Genomic DNA, 17716 nt, shown 5'->3' with positions numbered 1-17716 from the left:
CGCAACCAGGCGAATACTGCCTCAAGGTTTGACTTGAGGCTGGCTGGCGCTCCCAGCGCCAAGATCGATAGCACTGCCGGATTTCACACGCGCACGCAGCTCGAACTTCTGGATCTTCCCGGTGGACGTTTTAGGTAGCTCTCCGAAGCGAACCGCTTTGGGCAGCTTGAAACTGGCCAGAAACAGACGGCAATGCGCGATGATCTCGTCGGCGGTCACCTCGGCCCCCTCCTTGAGTTCGACGAAGGCACACGGCACCTCGCCCCATTTCGGATCCGGCATCGCCACGACGGCGGCCACCGAAACGGCCGGGTGCCGGTACAACGTGTCTTCGATCTCGATGCTCGAGATATTTTCCCCGCCTGAGATGATGATGTCCTTGCTGCGGTCGCGAATGCGCACGTAGCCATCGGACATCAGCACACCTAGATCGCCCGTATGGAACCAGCCGCCCTTGAAGGCATCTTCAGTGGCGCGCTCGTTCTTCAGATAACCCTTCATGCAGATGTTGCCGCGGAACATGATTTCGCCAAGCGTCTCGCCGTCGTTCGGCACAGGCTCGAGCGTGTCCGGATCCAGCACGGTGACGGCCGCCTGCAGGTGATAGCGCACACCCTGGCGAGCGTTGAGCCGCGCGCGTTCATCGTCGCTCACGCTGTCCCAATGCGCCTGTTTGGCGCACACCGCCGCCGGTCCGTAGACTTCGGTCAAGCCATACACATGCGTCAGATCGAAACCGATCTCCTTCATCCTGGCAATCACCGCGGGCGCAGGCGCCGCACCGGCGACCATGGTGGCGACCCGGTGCCCAATACCCACGCGCCATTCTTCGGGTGCGTTAGCCAACGCGCTCTGGACGATCGGCGCACCGCAATAGTGAGTGACGCCTTCGGTCCGAATCAGGTCGAACACGGTTTTCGCGTCGAACTTGCGCAAGCAGACGTTGACGCCGGCGCGCGCCGCCACCGTCCACGGAAAACACCAGCCGTTGCAATGGAACAGCGGCAATGTCCACAAATAGACTGCATGCCTGGGCATATCCCATTCGAGGATATTGCTCACCGCATTCAGATAAGCGCCGCGGTGGTGATAGACCACACCCTTCGGATCACCGGTCGTGCCCGACGTGTAGTTCAGCGCGATCGCATCCCACTCGTCGGCGGGCGGTTGCCATGCGAATTGCGGGTCGCCCTCCTGCAGAAAGGCCTCGTAGTCGGTGGCACGCGGAAACTTGTGCGGATCCGCAGGCATCACGTCGTTGACGCTCACGATCCGCAGATCGGGAAACTCCAGCGAAGCACGATGCGCCAGCTCGGCAAACTCGGTATCGACGATCAACGCCTTGGCTTCGCCATGCCGCAGCATGAACAGGATCGAAGGAATATCGAGCCGCGTGTTGAGCGTATTGAGTACCGCGCCCGCCATCGGCACGCCGAAGTGAGCCTCAATCATCGGAGGAATGTTGGGCAGCAGCACCGCGACGGTGTCGCCCCGCCCTATGCCGGCATGCCGCAGCGCGCCGGCGAGGCGCCGGCTGCGCTCGTAGGTCTCGCGCCACGTGCGGCGAATCGCGCCGTGGACGACCGCCAGACGGTCGCCGTAGACTTCGGCTGCACGCGCGATGAAGTCGACCGGCGTGAGCGGAACGTAGTTGGCCTCACGGCGGCCAAGGCCTTCGTCGAACATATGCGTCATCGGATCGTCTCCTCGGGAGCCCGGGGCTCCCATTCGTTTCTGCATCTTATGTTCAAATAGGCTAACAACTTCTATCGTGCGCTGTCTGTCGTTCAAATGACAGACTCCTGTGTTGCGGCGCCTTGCCCGATTCTTTTCTTCTTCAAGCGACCTATGGATGATGCTCCGGATACCGCCATCGACGCTCCCAGAGCGATTCGGCCGGACGAGCTCACGCGCGCGGATCTACCCCGCCTGTTCGGCCAATGCGCGTGGTTTCGCGCGCTGGCTGCGGAACATCAGGCGCTCGTCCTCGCGAGTTCACATGCGGAGTATCGCGAGAGCGGTGCGTGGATTGCGCGACGTCAGGCGCCGTCCGATTACTGGATCGGCGTGCATAGCGGCCTGCTCAAGCTGGCCATTTACAACGCGACGGGTCGCAGTTGCACCCTCTCGGGGGTGCCACCCGGGGGCTGGTTCGGCGAGGGAAGCGTGATCAAGCGCGAATTGCGCAAATACGATGTGGCGGCCATTCAACCGTCGCTGGTGCTGTTCGTGCCGTCGGCCACGTTCCATGCGTTGCTGTCGTCGAGCCTGCCGTTCACCGGCTTCGTGATCCGTCAGCTTAACAATCGCATGGGCGAGTTTATCGCCTCGATCCAGAATAGCCGCTTGCTCGACGTCGACGCGCGGGTCGCCCAGTCGCTCGCGCAACTGTTCAATCCGGATCTTTACCCCGAGACGGGGCGCACACTTGCGATCTCACAGGAAGAAGTGGGGTTGCTTGCCGGCGTCTCGCGCCAGCGGATCAACCAGGCCTTGCAGAGCCTGGAGAAACAGGGGATTTTGCGGCTCGCGTACAACCAGATCGAGGTGGTCGATCTCGAGCGCCTTTGCGCATTTGGCCAGGAACAGATCTAGCCGGCGCAAACGTGCGCCTTATGCGCAATCAAGCTCAAGCTTAGGCCCGAACTCAAGCGGCTTTGCTTTCGTGCCTTCCGTGTGGATCGCGCTTGCGCGAAACGTAACGGGTCAACACCGTATCGGTGCGAAAGAGTTCGAATGCGATATCCGCTAACACGCCCGTCTCGCGCCAACGCAGGTAATACCGATGCGATGTCTGATAGGGAGGGTAATTAGCCGGCATAGCGTTCCATGCTTTACCCGTGCGCAAGACCCACAGAACGCTGTTGACGACACCACGCAGATTGACACAGGGACGCCCTCTGCGAACAACGCCGTGATTCAGCTCGGGCAGCAGGGGAACAATGCGCTCCCACTGCGCGTCGGTCAGGTCCTCAACAGGAAGCGCGAAGGGCGCCGACGAATGCGATTGAGTCGATTCGAGAGTATTCATGCAAGTGAGGAACACGTACTACGCGACTGAGGTTCGCCTTGGCAAATGGGCCAACAGCCACCTGCCAGGGCCTTGCATTCAGCTTAACTTAAGCGCTACTCGAAGAAAGTCAAATCTTGTTAGATCTGCGTAATGGATTCGCGCGAATTCGTGTCCACGTTCTACTCGCGAGTCTCGACCACCTCGTCGCCGATCTGTTCGAGCCGGTATCCATAGCCGTAGATCGGCGTGAGACGGTAGCCATTTTCCGGTCGCAAACCGAGCTTCGAGCGCAGCATCGAAACATGGGTATCCATGGTGCGCGTCGGAATGTCGACAGTCTGTTTCCAGACCATGTCGACGATATGCGCCCGTGACAACGGGCGATTCAGATGCTGGAACAGCAAGAGCGCGAGTTCGAATTCCTTCTGCGTGAGGCTCACTAATTGTTGCTTCACGTGTACCTGTTTAGCGTTCAGATCGAATTCGAAATCGCCAAACGCGGCTTTGACCGCGGCCGTGTTGAGCTGGTAAGTGCGGCGCAGCAGCGAACCGACGCGCGCAAGCAGAACGCTTGCAGCGACGGGCTTGACGACGTAGTCATCCGCGCCAGCGTTCAGCATGGATACAATGTCGCTTTCCCGGCCGCGCGAGGTCATGAAGATCACCGGTACGCGCTCGGCGAGTGTTGAGCGAACCCAGCGCAGGACTTCTTCGCCGGAGAGGTCCGGCACGACCCAATCGAGAATCAGAAGATCGAAGGTCTGGCGGTGTAACTGCTGAACCAACGTACGACCTTCGGCGAAGGTATGGCAAACATGACCGGCCGCTGACATCGTTTCATGCACGAAAGCAGTTTGGGCAGGATCGTCATCGAGTACCGCGATTCTCATGCTCGCCTCTTGTAGTAACGGGGCGCCATACCCACGGCATCAGCCTTTCCTGGCTGTCCGGGATGATTCGTCGCGCAACGCGCCTGCTGACGACCAGGGCCTTCGGTTCACAGGCACGCCGCGCATTGGCGTGCATTTATTGTACGCTGCCAAACCCCGCCATCAACCCACTCGCTCGCTGCACGTTGGCGCACACCGCCTGATCGAGCACGGGCTTGCCTTCGGGAATCGCCAGCGTCAGGAACGCCCGCGCCCGCGTGATGCCGGTGTACACCAGTTCGCGCGTCAGAATGGGGCTGAACGTATCGGGCAGCACCAGCGCCGCGTGCATGAACTCCGACCCCTGCGACTTGTGCACAGTGAGCGCGAGCACCGTTTCCACCGCTTGCAAGCGGCTCGGCAAGACCCACTTGATACCGCCCATACCGTCGCCGGCGGGAAACGCCACCCGTAGCACCGAGCTCTCTTGCGGCGCGCCCGGAAGTTCGAGCGTGATGCCGATGTCGCCGTTCATCAACCCGAGCTCATAGTCGTTGCGGGTCACGAGCACGGGCCGGCCCGGATACCATTCGCCGCGAGCGGCAATCAAGCCCTCTTCCTGCAACAGCCGCGCGACGCGCTTGTTGAGTCCTTCGACGCCCCACGGACCGCGGCGCAGCGCGCACAACAACTGGAACTCGCCGTGCGCCTTCAGCACCTCGCCGGCCCACGCGTCAAACGCGAGGGGTCCGGCGTCACGCTCAGGCTGGCGCTCGCGCATGGTCTGCAGGTAGTGCCGGTAGCCGTGCCGCGGGCGGCCCGGTTCGCCATTGGCGCCGAATAGCTGATCGGACGCCGCGGCCCCGCCGTATCCATCGATCACCAAGGCCCGGAACGACGCATCGTCCTGCGCGGAACAGACCAGCAGCGCGAGATCCGCATGCCCGTGCTTCCAGACCTGCGCGACGCCCGCCGCGTCGCCGGCGTTGACGAGCGCAGCGAGCTGGCCGATACCGCTCTGCGCCGAAAACCGATGGCTTTCCCGCAGCATCGCAATCGACTGATCGAGCGCCGTGCCGTGTTCGTCGATCCTGGCTGCGTCGATCCGCTCGCCGGTCGCCGCCAGCAGCCAGTCGCGCGTGGCCGGCGTGTAATGCCCTTCGCCCGCGCGCTGACACAGTTCGCCCAACACGGCCCCCGCTTCCACCGACGCCAACTGATCCTTGTCGCCCAGCAGAATCAGCCGCGCGGATGCGGGCAGCGCGTCAAGCACAGCCGCCATCATCTCCAGATCGACCATCGACGCTTCATCGATCACCAGCACGTCCACCGGCAACGGATTGCCCGCATCGTGACGAAACCGCCGGCTGTCCGGGCGCGTGCCCAGCACGCGATGCAGCGTGGCCACGACGGTGGGAATCGCCTCGCGCACGGCAGCGCCGTTCGGCAGCGCTTCGATCGGCAGTTTCTCTACGGCTCCCGCGATCGACTCGTTCAGGCGCGCGGCGGCCTTGCCGGTCGGTGCGGCGAGACGAATCCGCAGAGGCCGTGCGGGCCGCAGCGGGTTCCCCGCCGCAGCGCCAAGCGCCAGGGTCTGCAATAACGCCAGCAGCCTCACCACCGTCGTCGTCTTGCCGGTACCCGGACCGCCCGTGACGATGCTGAACGCACTGCGCGCAGCGAGCGCACAGGCGAGCTTTTGCCAGTCTGCGCCGGTCGCATTCGCGGGGCGCGGGGGGAACAAGGCGTCGAGCGCGGTGCGTGCGGAATCGGCCTGCAGCGAGGCTTCCATTTGCGCGGACGCAGCAAGCCGCCGTTCGATACCAGCGCGCACGTCCTGCTCGTATTGCCAATAGCGGCGCAGATAGAGCCGCGTGCCGATGAGCACCAGCGGCGTATTGCCCGCCTCGGTCCCCACCAGGGCCGGTTGATCGAGCGCCGCCAGCCAGCGTGCGAGATTGACGCCGGCCAGCACCTCGGCGGGCGCTTGAGGCGGTTCTGGCGCCGCTAACGCTTGCGGTCCATCGGGCGGCAACGAGAGCGCGAAGGCGGGGTCGTCGAGCGTTGCCTGCAAGTCGAGGCACACGTGGCCGCGCCCCAGTTGATGGCTCGCGAGCGCGGCCGCCAGCACCAGCAGCGGCGGCGCTTGCGGTTCCTCGGTCCACAGGAAGCGCGCGAAGCCGGCATCGAGCGCACGCAGCCAGCCGCGCTCGACCCACTGGTCCAGCACGACGAGCATGCGCGCGGTGTCGCCCTTCGCGTCGATGACGGCAACGGTGTCAGTAGAGCGGGTCGTCATTCGGCTTCCTTCAACGCGTACTCCTCGGCCTCTTCGCCGTCCGGGCGATGCGCAAACAACGCATCCAGTTCTTCGATCAACTCGCGCGGCGGCCGCTCGATATGCAGCCCCTGGCCGGGCGCACGGCCGCCGCGCAGAAACAGGTAGACCGCGCCGCCCACATGGCGGTCGTAGTCGTAATCGGGTAGCCGCACTTTCAGCAGCCGATGCAGCGCGAACAGATACAGCACGTACTGCAGTTCGTAGCGCGAATGCAGGATCTGCGCGCGCATCTTCGCCGGCGTGTAGGCCGTGTCGTCGGCGCCGAGCCAGTTCGACTTGTAGTCCGCCACGTAGTAGCGGCCGTCGTGCTCGAACACCAGATCGATAAAGCCCTTAAGCATGCCGTTCAGCCGGGCCGGCTCGAGCGCGGGCCGCGGTGCGCCATCGAGCGTCAGGTCGCACACCAGTTGGTCGAGTACTTGCGTGTCGACCGTATGCGCGGCCAGCCAGAACTCCATTTCTGCCATGTAGGAGGTCAGCTTCGCCAGCACGACGGGCGGCACGGCCTCCCCTTCGACAGCAGGCAGCGCGAGCGGCGTGCGCAGCAGATATAGCAGCCAATCCGTCAGCGGTTCGATCCAGCGCGCCCAGCCGCGCAGATTGCAGCGGCGCGCTACCGTGTCGCGTACCAGTTGTTCGTCCGCGGCGAGCTTTGCAAAGCCCTCGTTGGCCGCCCATTCCATCAGGTCGTGCAGGAAACTGCCGGCATCCGCGCCGCGCTGGAAACCGTGCAAGGTTTGATCCACCTGCTGGGCGAGCGCTGCGGCGGCTGAGCCAGGTGCCGGCGCTAACGCTAGCGGTGTGGCCTCGTCGTCATCCAGCGCTTCCGCCTCGCGCAATTCGTGAAACACGTCCTCGCTACGAGTCTCCGGCGCGACGCGCGACTCGTCCGGCTCCACGTCGATCACCCGTGCCGCAACGGCATGGACCAGCGTGCCGCCGATCACGCCGTTGTCCTTGCGCAGGCTCGAATAGCTGGCAATCCACCAATGCTCGCGCACGCGCCGCGTCAAGCGGCGCGCGTCGCCACGTACCTGTTGCGCGCCGCGCGGCACGAACGGTTTGTCGTTCGCGGGCGGCGCTTCGGCGACGCTGATTTCTGCGCACTCGCCCCTTAACTGCGTGAGCAGGTCTGCAAGCTCAGTGGCGACAATCGGCCTGCCGCCACTCAGCAGATAACCGAACGCGCTCAACTCGACGCTCTGGATCGGCGCAATCCCCACCCACGTCGCGTAGCGCGCCCGCGTGAGCGCCACATAGAGCTTGCGCAGGTCCTCGCCGAGCCGCTCGCGGTCCGCTCGCGGCAGCACGTTAGCATCGCCCAGCGTGATATGCAGTTGACCTTCCTCGTCGTGCCATTTGAGCGGCATGTCGTCGGCTTTGGCCGGCCGATAGGTGCACGCAAACGGCAGAAACACCAGCGGATACTCCAGCCCCTTCGACTTGTGGACCGTAACGACCTGCACGAGCCCCGCATCGCTTTCGAGCCGCAGTTGCCGCGCATCGCCGCCCGCGCCGCCGCCTTCGTCCTGACGCTGTTCGTCGAGATAGCGAATCAGCGCATGCTCGCCGTCGAGCTGCGAACTCGCCTGCTGCAGCAACTCCGCCAGATGCAGCAGGTTCGTCAGCACGCGCTCGCCGTTGACCGCAGCGCCCGCGGTCTGGCCGAGCAAGCGCTGCGGCACGTGGAAGTCGTTGAGCAGGCGGCGCAGCATCGGCAGCACGCCCTTCTTGCGCCAGCAATCGCGATAGCCGCGGAACTGCAACACGCACTCTTCCCACGCGAGCTCGTCGCGATTGAAGGCATCGAGCGCGGCCCAATCGAGTCCGAGCGCCACCGTCGCCAGCGCGGTGCGCACCAGACGTCCATCGTCGGGGTCCGCGCATGCCGCCAGCCAGAGCCGCAGTTCTCCCGCCTCGTCGGTCTGGAACACCGAATCCCGCTCGGACAGATAGACGCTGCGCACGCCGCGTTCGGCCAGCGCCATGCGGATCGCGCGCGCTTCGGTGCCGTTGTTGACCAGCACCGCCATATGCGCGGGCTGCAGCGGCGCCATGCTGTCTGCGCCGCGCAAGCCTGCTGCGCCCGTCTGGCCCAGGTTGAGGAGCCGCACCATCTCGGTCGCGCAACTGGCGGCCATGCCGCGCAGGTACGCTTCCTTGCTGAGAGGCTTGCCCTCTTCCGCGGACGGCAGCCACCATGCGCTCAGCGCGGGCACATCGTGACCGTCGGCTTGCAGCCGGTCCTTGCGGCCCTGCGCCTCGGCCGCAATGAACGGCAGCGGGTTATCGCCGCCCTCGGCGCCGCGAAACAGGAAGGCGCCCTCACCGTCCCGCCGCTCTTCAGCCGCGTCGAAGCAACGATTGACCGCTTCCACCATCTCCAGCGTCGAGCGGAAATTCTTCTTCAGCGTGAACAGCCGTCCGGCACAGGCACGCCGCGCTTCGAGATACGTGTAGATATCCGCGCCACGGAAGGCATAGATGGCCTGCTTAGGATCCCCGATCAAAATGATCGCCGTGTCCGGGTCGTTGTCGGCGATGCGATAGACGGCATCGAAGATACGGTACTGCACCGGGTCGGTGTCCTGAAACTCGTCGATCAGCGCAACCGGGTATTGCTGACGGATGATCTCGGCGAGACGCGCACCGTTCGGCTTGTGCAAGGCGTCGTTGAGGCGCGTGAGCAGATCGTCGAAACCCATCTGCGAACGAAGCGCCTCTTCCTCCGCGAAACGCTGCGTGATCCAGCGCGAAGCGTGCGACAACAGGGCGTGGTAGGCCGTCGGTTGTGCGTCCAGTGCATCGCGCAGCGTCTCCATCGCGACGAAGGCGGGATGCGCCGGCGGCTCGCCGATGAGCCAGATTTCGGCGAGCCCTGCCGGGGTAAAACGCGTCCACACCGCTGCGGAATCCTCGAAATCGGGCCGCAGCATCTCGGGGGTGTTGGCCCAATCGCGCAGCTTGTCGATCCACTTCTTGCAGTTCGGCGCGTTCAGGCTGGTGGCCTTGAACTGCTTCTTGACGCGCGCGTCGTCGAATAGCGCCTGAATTTCATCGCACCATACGGGCCAGTTGGCCTTTAGACGGTCGAGATGTTCGCGCTGTTTTTCGCGGGCCTGTTGCAGCGCTTCGAGCGGCGGCGGCGCCTTCGGCAGCAGATCGGCATGGCCGAGCAGACCGCGAATTTCCGCCTGCAAGGCGGTCGGGCTAGCGAACCATTGGCGGACTTCGGATGCGGACAGCGCGTCGAGCGGCGCGAGGAAGGTACGCCAGTAATCGCGCACGACTTCCGCGCGCAACTCGCTCTGGTCGGTTTCGAGCGTCTGCGAAAACAGGCTGTCGCTATCGAACGCATGCTCGCTCAGCATGCGGTTGCACCAGCCGTGGATCGTGGAGACCGCAGCCTCGTCCATCCATTCGGCGGCGAGTTGCAGGCGGCGGGCGCAGGCGGCCCATTGTTCCGTCGCATAACCTTTGCGCAGGTCGTATAGCAGGTCTTCGCCTTCCGGACGCGCTGCAGCCGCAGCCTCGACCCTGGCCGGATCGGCGCGGAAGTACTCAGCGGCTTCGATCAGGCGAGCACGGATACGTTCACGCAGTTCCTTGGTGGCGGCATCCGTGAACGTGACGACGAGGATCTCCGGCGGCGTCAGCGGACGCGCCTCGCTATCCGCTCCACGGTGACCGAGCACGAGCCGCACGTACAGCATCGCGATCGTGAAGGTCTTGCCGGTACCCGCGCTGGCTTCGATCAGGCTGCTGCCCTGCAGCGGAAACTCGAGCGGACGTAGCACCTCGGCAGGCCCGGCGAGCGGCGGTGTCAAGGTGGCGTTCATTGCGCGTCTCCGGCGTTGTTAGTTGTGCTCTTCGATTTCGACGACGACGCCGGAATCGCGCGATGCAGCGGCAGCAGCAACGCAACCGCCAGCCGCTCGAATTCGCCGGTCGCGGCCAGGTCGCTGAAATCCGGGTACGCCCGGTACAGGTAGGCATTGGTATCGCGCTCGCCCTGCTGGCGGCCCGAGCCTTCGTAGGCGATACGAGCGGCGTCGCGCGCTTCGACGAGCGCAGCGGTCACGTCCGCGCTTTCGCCGGATTCACCGGCGAAGTCATCGGCATCCGCGAAGTCGAGCGAACCCGGCCGTTTCCTGAGCCAGGCAAACGCCGTTTTGACGGCGAGCGGTAACGGCCGACGCGTGCCTTCGTCCCATGCACGCAACAAGGTCAGCAGATGCGCGTGCGCGTCCTCTGTCGCGAGCGGCGCGAATTCGACGCTGCCCACCTTGCTGACGATCACCGTCGTCACCGCACCTACGGCGAGCTGCGCGGCCAGATGCCCGACCCAGTAGGCAATGAGCCGGTCGCCGCGATACTTGCGGTCCTTGATCAGCGTGCCGGGGTCGAGAAAGACCCGGCCGTGGCTGCCATCGGGACTGGTGCGCAACTCGCCGATCCAGTCTTCGACGCTCAGCGCACCCAGGTCCGCACCACCATCGACGCGCAGTTCGTATTGCTCGTCGAGCCGCTCCGGCCAGCGCTGCAACTCGGCGCGATAGCGTTCGAACAGATCGGCCATCGGCTCCATCAGGTCGTCGGCTATCACTTCGCCGAAGCCGCCGGCCGCCAGATCGCCGCTGCGATGCATGCGCTCGAGGCGGTTTTGCGCTGCAGGCAGCAGATCCTGTTCACCCCGTTCAAGCGCGGCAGCCTGGGCGCGAATCAGTTCGTTTTGCAGTTGCCACGCTTCGAGCTGATCCACTTCGAACGGCTCATGATTCTCGCTGGCGGCATCCTCGGTTTCGAAGGCGACGCGCAGACGATGGCGGAAGAAGCTCTTGACCGGATCCTTGAGAAAATCTGCCAGTTCGCGCACCGAGAGCGGCTCGTCACGTTCGAGCGGTTGCAGCTCGGCGTCGTTACCGTTTTCCAACCTATCCACGCTCGCGCCGGACTCCGACTCCGACACCGGCTGGTTCCACTCCCGCGCATACGTGAACAGCTTCGACGCACCCGCTTTCGCCGGAAAATACTCGGCGCTAAACGGCTGCAACCGGTGATCGACGGTCAACGCATGCAGCAACGCATCCGGCTCGTTCCCTGCCGCGCCTTTCAAATGCCAGCCGCCTTTCAGATGGTCGCGCAACTGGCCGACCAGCACCGACGGCGGCCGCGGCGTGTTGTCGTTGACGCTGCGCCCCACCCACGACACATGCAGATGCTCGCGCGCCGACAACAGCGCCTCCAGGAACAGATAGCGGTCGTCCTCGCGACGCGAGCGGTCACCAGGACGGTAGTCGCGCCGCATCAGATCGAAGTCGAGCGGCATGCGGTTACGCGGATAGTCACCGTCGTTCATGCCGAGCAGGCAGACGATGCGAAACGGAATCGCGCGCATCGGCATCAGCGTGGCGAAGGTGACGGCGCCCGCGAAGAAGCGCTGGGTCAGGCCGCCACCTTCGAACTGCGAGAGCCAGTAATCGCCGACGATCGACAGCGGCAATTCGCCGGTCAGCGCCGCTTCGTCGCAGGCGTCGCGCCACGCTTCGAGCGCGGCGTCGAGGCGTTCCAGCGTGTAGGCGTCTTCGCTGTCGTCGGGTGCGAAGAAGGTAGTCTTGAGCCAACGCAGACGTGTGCACCAGCCAGTCACGGTGGCCGGTTGGCGCAGCGTCTGCCAGGTTTCGTCGAGCGCATCCACGAGACGCGTCAGCGGTCCAAGCAAGGCCGCATCGAGACCGCCGATCTCCGCATACGGTTCGATGTCGTGCCACGCGCCGGCCTTGTCGCCGGCCGCATAGCCGAGCAACATGCGGCGCAGGCCGAAGGCCCAGCTATTGGGCGCGCTCTCGCCGCCGGCTTGCGGCAAGCCGAGACTCGCGCGTTGTTCGGCGTGCAGTCCCCAGCGAATGTTGGCGCCGCTGATCCAGCTACGCAGCTTCGGCAAATCATCCGTATCGATACCGAAACGCGCGCGCAAGGCGGGCACTTCGAGCAGGTCGAGCACATCGCTGACGGTCAGGCGCGATTGCGGCAGCGCGAGCAGCGTTTCGAGTGCGCCGATCAGCGGATCGAAATCGCGTTGGCCACGGTCCGCGACGCTGAACGGAATATGACGCGAGTCGTCCATATCCAGCAGACCGAACACGGCCTGGATATGCGGCGTGTAGACCTCGATGTCCGGCACCATCACGATCACATCGCGCGGACGCAGCGTCGGATCGGCGGCAAACGCGGCCAGCAACTGGTCGTGCAGGATCTCGACTTCGCGCTGCGGGCTGTGCGCGACGTGAAAGCGGATCGAGTGGTCGGCGTTCGCGTCCACCGCGCCCCACAGCTCGCGCGATTCGGGCAGCGGCCGCAGATCGCGGATGTCGTCCTGCAATTGCTGCAGCATGGTCGACGCATCGTCGCTTTCGAACAAATCGATGCGCTGCCCGATGCCGGTGAAATGCGCGGTGTAGCGCTCGCGCGCTTCGGCGCTGTCGTATTCGTCGAGCAGGCCGATGAAATCGCGGCCCTGCTTGCCCCACGCCGCCAGCAGCGGTTGCGCGTGCAGATGCAACTGCGCGTCGTCCATGGTGGCCGGCGCGCCGTGACGGCGCTGCTGGCGGGAACGTTGCGCACGCAACAGATCCTGATCGGCGACGATATCGGCCCAGTAGTGCGCGCAAGGGTTATGCACGCACATCAGCACCTGGGTCCAGCGCGAGAGCGCGGCGAGCACTTCCACGGCCTGACGCGGCAAGCTCGAAATGCCGAAAATGATGACCCGGCGCGGCAACCCAGGTGGCCGCTCATGTTCTGACATCTCCGCGGCACGGCGCAGAAATTCGTCGTGGACTGCGGCGCGGCCGGCCGTGGCCATCTCGGCGCCCGCTGCGGCGTGCGTCTCCACATCCTCCAGCAGCGCCCGCCAGAGCGCGGCCTGCCAGCGGTATTCGTCCGGCAGCGGCGTGCGCTTGTTGCGCGCGTCGATCTGCACGTCCTCACCCGCGGCCCACGCCGCGAGCCAGTCCGCACGATAAACCTGGTACTGGTCGAACAGATCCGCCACGCGCTGCGCGAGCTGGAAGCGTTTGCGCTGATCGCCGTCGTGGGCCATGAAGCGCTTGAGCGGCGCATAGCCCGGCGACTCGAGCAGCTCCGGCAACAGACGCGTCAGGCGCCAGACGAGGCGTGATTTGTCGAACGGGGAAATCGCCGGCACGGCGCTGTCGCCGAGCACCGCGCGGTACACCTGCCACAGAAAGCTCGCCGGCAGCGACATGTCGAGCGCGGCCGAAATACCGCAGCCGCCGTCTTCCGGATCCGCGGCGAGCGCGAGCTTCAGCCACTGGGCAATACCGTTGCTCTGAACGAGGATGACCTCTTTTTCGAGCGGTCCCAACGGATGCTGGCGGATCCATTGGACCATCAGGTCGCGCAAGCGCTCCGGCTGATTGCCGTGAACGAGCATCAGTCCTGCGGGAATCGAACTCATGCGGCGGCCCTCAGGTCGTCGATCGCGCGTTGCTTGACGCCCAGATCGTCCCACAACTCCGGGTGACAGGTGAACAGCAGGATCTGGTGACGGGTCGCCGCATCGAGCAAGGCGCGCTTGAGGGCATCGCGACGCGTGCCGTCGGTATGGACGGCGGCATCGTCGAGCATCAGCAAGGTGGGACGACCCGCGGCCTTCAGCAGGTCGGCGTAGGCAAGGCGCGTGAGAATCCCCATCTGTTCGCGGGTGCCGAAACTGAGGGCGTCGAGCGTGTCGATGCGGCCTTCGCGTTGCAGCGCCACCGGGCTCAGGTCGTCGCCCAGTTCGAGCGCTGACTGCGGAAAAATACGCTTCAGGTAATGGCCCAGCCGTTCGGTCAGCGGCGCACGCAGTTGGGCAACCGCGGCATCGCGCTCCTCGACCAGCACCTTGTCGAGCAGGCTCAACGCGCCGGCGCGCGCGCTCAGCTCGTTCTTGCGCCGCTCCATCTGTTCGAGCGAAGCGGACACCGTGGCGAGCCGCTCGCCAAGCCCCGATGCGCCCATCGTCTCCAACTGGCTGCGCAGTTCGGCGATCCGCACTTGCCGTTCCTGCTGCTCGGTGCGCGCGAGATCCGCCGACACGCGATAGCGTTTGGCCTCTGCAACCGGGTCGTCGGTGCGCGCGGCGCCGAGTTCCTGGTTCCGCTCGTCACGCTGCTTCGTCAAGGCGGCCACGTGCGCGCGTTGTTCGACGATTTTCGCCTGCCATTGCGCGCGACGTTCGCGGAACGCGGCATCCTGCAACTGGGCTTCTTTACGCTGCACCTGCTCGGCGAGCGAGCCGCTCATCGCCTGCGCATTCGAACGATGCTCGCCCGCCACGGCCAGCGAGCGCGTCGCGGAGTCGAGCGCCTGGCGTGCGTCGTCCGCCGCGCGGCGCGCGTCGTCCACCGCCGGTGCGCCCGTGACATCCGGCAACGCGGCAAGTCGCTGGTCTGCGGTTTGCCGCCGCGCCATTGCACTCGCCAGGTCGTTACGCAAAGGCTCGATGCCCTTCGGCGCATGCACCGCGAGAATCTTCTGCTGGCTCTGCAGTTGCGCGAGCTGCGCCTTCCATTGCTCTTGACGCGCCTGCGCATCGCCCAGCGAGGCCACGCCCAGCGCCCGCAGCAGTTCTGCCTGTTGCGCCTCGGCATCGGACAGTTCGGTACGCAGCGCCGCCAGATCGGAGACGCCGGGCACGATACGCAGTTCGCCCAGACCCGGCAGCTCGATGGTCTGCTCAGCGTCGAGCCGCAAGACGCCTTCACCGGTCAGCGTTTCGCCGCCTACCACGATAGCGCCGCCGCTCAGCCTGTAGTCGATGCGCGTCATCGCCGCTTCCTTGCGCGCCTTCAACACGCTGGTGCGCGACTCGAGCGCCTGCAGTTGCTGCAACTGGGCCGCGTCGATTTCGAGCGAGGCCGCGGTACGCGTGGCCTCGAGCACCGCGGCTTGCGCCGCTTCGGCCGCGGCGATCGATGCTTCGAGCCGGTCGATTTCAGCGCGATACATCGCGATCTGGCTGTGCAGGTCCTGCGCCATCATCGCGGCATTCGCGAGTTCCAATGCGCGGGTCGCGGCGTCGTTGGTCTGCTGGCAACGCGTCACACGCTCGCTTGCCTGGCCATACTCGGCCTCGACGGCAAGCACGGCTGCTTTTGCGCGTTCGAGTTGCTGCCGTTCGTCAGCGAGCGTCGCTTCCTGGTCCGCTGCGTTTTGCTCCTGCTGCAACGCGAGCGTCAATTCCGCCTCGTGCACTTGCAGTGTCTGCGCCAACCCTTGCACGTTACGCTCGAGTTCGGCCAGTGCAGCGGCACGCGCTTGCGCCTGCACCGCCTTTTGCTCATGCGCTTCCCATGGGCGTTTGCGTTGCGCGTCCTCGAAGGCTTCCTGCTGCGTGGCAAGACGCGTGAGGTTCTCGTCGAACTGACGACGCTGCCCTTCGAGCGTATCGCGCTCGACCGCGAGCGCCGCCAGTGCCTGCTCGGCTTCGGCAAGCGGACCGGTTGCGCGTTGCGTGCGGGCGGTCAGCAGTTGCCGCAATTCGCGTTGCACCGCGCCGATCAGCACGTCTTCACCACCCGAGCCGGTGCTGCCCGAAAGCTGCGTGAGCGCATCGCGCAGATACAGCGCCGCGTGTCCGCTTGCGTCGCGCACGTCGTGAATCTCGCCCTGCTGCACCCATAGCAAACCCGGCACGCCAGCCTGGTCCGCTTTCATCGCGCCGCGCGTCGCGCGCGAGAAGCCGAGCAATGCCGCCAGCCGGTCCTCGGCTTCATCCTCGCCGAAGACCTGCTGACCGATCCGCAAGTCGCAGCGTTGCCGGGTAACGAACTGTTTGGCCAGCGTGCAAGCCACACCGTCGAGATTGAAACTCACTTCAACCGAAGGCTGTCCGCTCGCCTTGCCCCAAGGCAAGAGGTCTTTCAGATGCGACGCCTTGTAGCGTTCGAGAAACACCGTCCGCACCGCTTCCGCAATCGTGCTCTTGCCCGCCTCGTTCGGACCGGTGAAGAGGTTCAGCCCCGGCTCCAGGTCGCCGATAAACAAACGTCCATTGAACTGCTTGAATTCCTGAATCGCAATACTTTCGAGCTTCATGCAGCCCTCGCTTCACGCTGAAACTGGGCGAGCAGCAGCAGCGCTTCCGCTGCGAACGTCGCCTGCTGCGGGTCCGCCTGCAGATCGCGCAGCCGCGCGACCACTTTGCCGAGGTAGCCGCTTTGCGCCCCGAGCGCGGCAAGATCGCTCGCTGTGGGCTGCACTTGCAGCTCCGTCATTTCGACGCGCAGTGCACGCACGCGCGCGCGGGTCTCGTCCACCGCGAGACGCACGGCCTCGGCGGAGGCGAGATCGGTCGTGCCGCGGATGTCGAGCTTGAGGACGTCGGCCGCGCCCAGTGCCTGCAAACGCAGCGTCAACGCGTCGACGTCGCTCGGCACCACGATCTCTTCTTCCCAGCGCAGCCAGCGATACTTGCTCACCGGCACAGCCTGCACCGACGGCAGCGCGCCCAGCTCCTGCAGCGTCACATCGAGCATGAAGCCCGGGTCGTTGGCGCGAAAGCGGTCCTGTTCGTGCGTGCCGGCGTACCACGTACGCTCATTCACCTGGAAGTGACCATGCCAGTCGCCCAGCGCGAGATAGTCGAGGCGCGCGGTCTCAGCCCGTGTCGGTGCGATCGGGTTGGTCGAATCGATACCCTCTTGCAGGATGCCGCTCACGCTGCCGTGTGCAAGCCCGACGCGGAAATAGTCGGTCGGGCTTTCGGCGTGGTCGAAGAAAGTGGTGGTGTCGTCATAGGTGATGCGCTGCGTAAGCGGCGCGCACAAGAACGCGCATTTGAGTTCGTCGAATAGCACGACGCCCGGCGTCAGTACGACGCGTACATTGGTTGGTATGCAGTTCAAGCGCTGTGCACGCGTCCAGACGCTTTCGACCAGCGCGGCATCGTGGTTGCCGGGCAGCATGATCCACGGACCGGCATAGCCCGCCAGCGCGCCGAACAGGCGCCGGATGACCGTGTCGGAGACGGTCTGCTGATCGAAGACGTCGCCGGCCACCAGCACTGCATCGACGCGGCGCGCGGTGGCCTCACTGGCGATCCGCCGCACCGTTTCGAAACGCGCTTCGGCGAGATGCGCGGCTTCCTCGGCGTCGAACTGGCCGAATTGCGTGCCGATCTGCCAGTCTGCGCTGTGCAGGAATCTGATCATGGGGTCTCCATTCGATGAATGACGTATGAGGCTGCGTGCGTCATGAATGGTGGATGTTACCGTGACGTCGGGACAGAGCGTGTCCTGGTACGGCGAACGCCGCTTTCTGCCCGCGCCGCAGGCTCGCGAACGACTGCAGGGGTTTTATACTGAAATTCGATAAAAATACAGTAACAAAACCTGAAAACGTCGCTTTATCCTAGTGCCCGAAACTGGCTCAAGCACGAAAGCCAACGCTAATTCACGCCCCTACCCCTACTTCCGACGAGGACAT

The 17716-nt window shown here is 64.9% G+C and carries 9 protein-coding genes; 1 reads left to right on the top strand and 8 read right to left on the bottom strand.

All coding sequences use genetic code 11. The features are described from left to right. Nucleotides 1–21: 21 nt before the first annotated feature. Nucleotides 22–1695: an acyl-CoA synthetase gene (locus BUS12_RS03300; protein ID WP_074294228.1), complete on the bottom strand. Its 1674-nt coding sequence runs from the start codon at nt 1693–1695 to the stop codon at nt 22–24. A gap of 153 nt (nt 1696–1848) precedes the next feature. On the opposite strand from BUS12_RS03300, the gene BUS12_RS03295 reads away from it, so the two are divergent. After that, entirely contained in the window at nt 1849–2595 is a 747-nt protein-coding gene (locus BUS12_RS03295) for a Crp/Fnr family transcriptional regulator (protein WP_074294227.1), read from the top strand. A gap of 52 nt (nt 2596–2647) precedes the next feature. Here the strand turns inward: BUS12_RS03295 and BUS12_RS03290 are convergent, their stop codons facing one another. The 7 genes from BUS12_RS03290 to BUS12_RS03260 form a co-directional block, all read right to left on the bottom strand. Then, nucleotides 2648–3031: a transposase gene (locus BUS12_RS03290; RefSeq protein WP_074294226.1), complete on the bottom strand. Its 384-nt coding sequence runs from the start codon at nt 3029–3031 to the stop codon at nt 2648–2650. 161 nt (nt 3032–3192) lie between these two features. Continuing rightward, nucleotides 3193–3903, bottom strand: coding sequence for a response regulator transcription factor (locus BUS12_RS03285; RefSeq protein WP_074294225.1), 711 nt, complete (start codon nt 3901–3903; stop codon nt 3193–3195). Nucleotides 3904–4039: 136 nt separating this feature from the next. Then, nucleotides 4040–6181 (bottom strand): exodeoxyribonuclease V subunit alpha, encoded by a 2142-nt coding sequence (gene recD, locus BUS12_RS03280; protein ID WP_074294224.1) that lies wholly within the window; start codon nt 6179–6181, stop codon nt 4040–4042. Beyond that, nucleotides 6178–10062 carry an exodeoxyribonuclease V subunit beta gene (recB, locus tag BUS12_RS03275; RefSeq protein WP_074294223.1) on the bottom strand — a complete coding sequence of 1295 codons (3885 nt, stop codon included), beginning with the start codon at nt 10060–10062 and terminating at the stop codon, nt 6178–6180. The genes recD and recB overlap by 4 nt, the downstream gene beginning before the upstream one ends. Beyond that, nucleotides 10059–13703, bottom strand: coding sequence for an exodeoxyribonuclease V subunit gamma (recC, locus tag BUS12_RS03270; protein ID WP_074294222.1), 3645 nt, complete (start codon nt 13701–13703; stop codon nt 10059–10061). The genes recB and recC overlap by 4 nt, the downstream gene beginning before the upstream one ends. Then, on the bottom strand, nt 13700–16327 hold the full coding sequence (locus BUS12_RS03265) for an AAA family ATPase (protein ID WP_074294221.1): 2628 nt from the start codon (nt 16325–16327) through the stop codon (nt 13700–13702). The genes recC and BUS12_RS03265 overlap by 4 nt, the downstream gene beginning before the upstream one ends. Beyond that, on the bottom strand, nt 16324–17442 hold the full coding sequence (locus BUS12_RS03260) for a metallophosphoesterase family protein (protein WP_074294220.1): 1119 nt from the start codon (nt 17440–17442) through the stop codon (nt 16324–16326). Before BUS12_RS03260 ends, BUS12_RS03265 begins: the two co-directional genes overlap by 4 nt. Between the last annotated feature and the right edge of the window lie 274 nt (nt 17443–17716).

Source organism: Paraburkholderia phenazinium (assembly GCF_900142845.1).
GTDB classification, from domain to species: Bacteria; Pseudomonadota; Gammaproteobacteria; order Burkholderiales; family Burkholderiaceae; genus Paraburkholderia; species Paraburkholderia phenazinium_A.
Note: the sequence above shows the minus strand (reverse complement) of the source record. Positions and strands in the feature narration are given on the sequence as shown.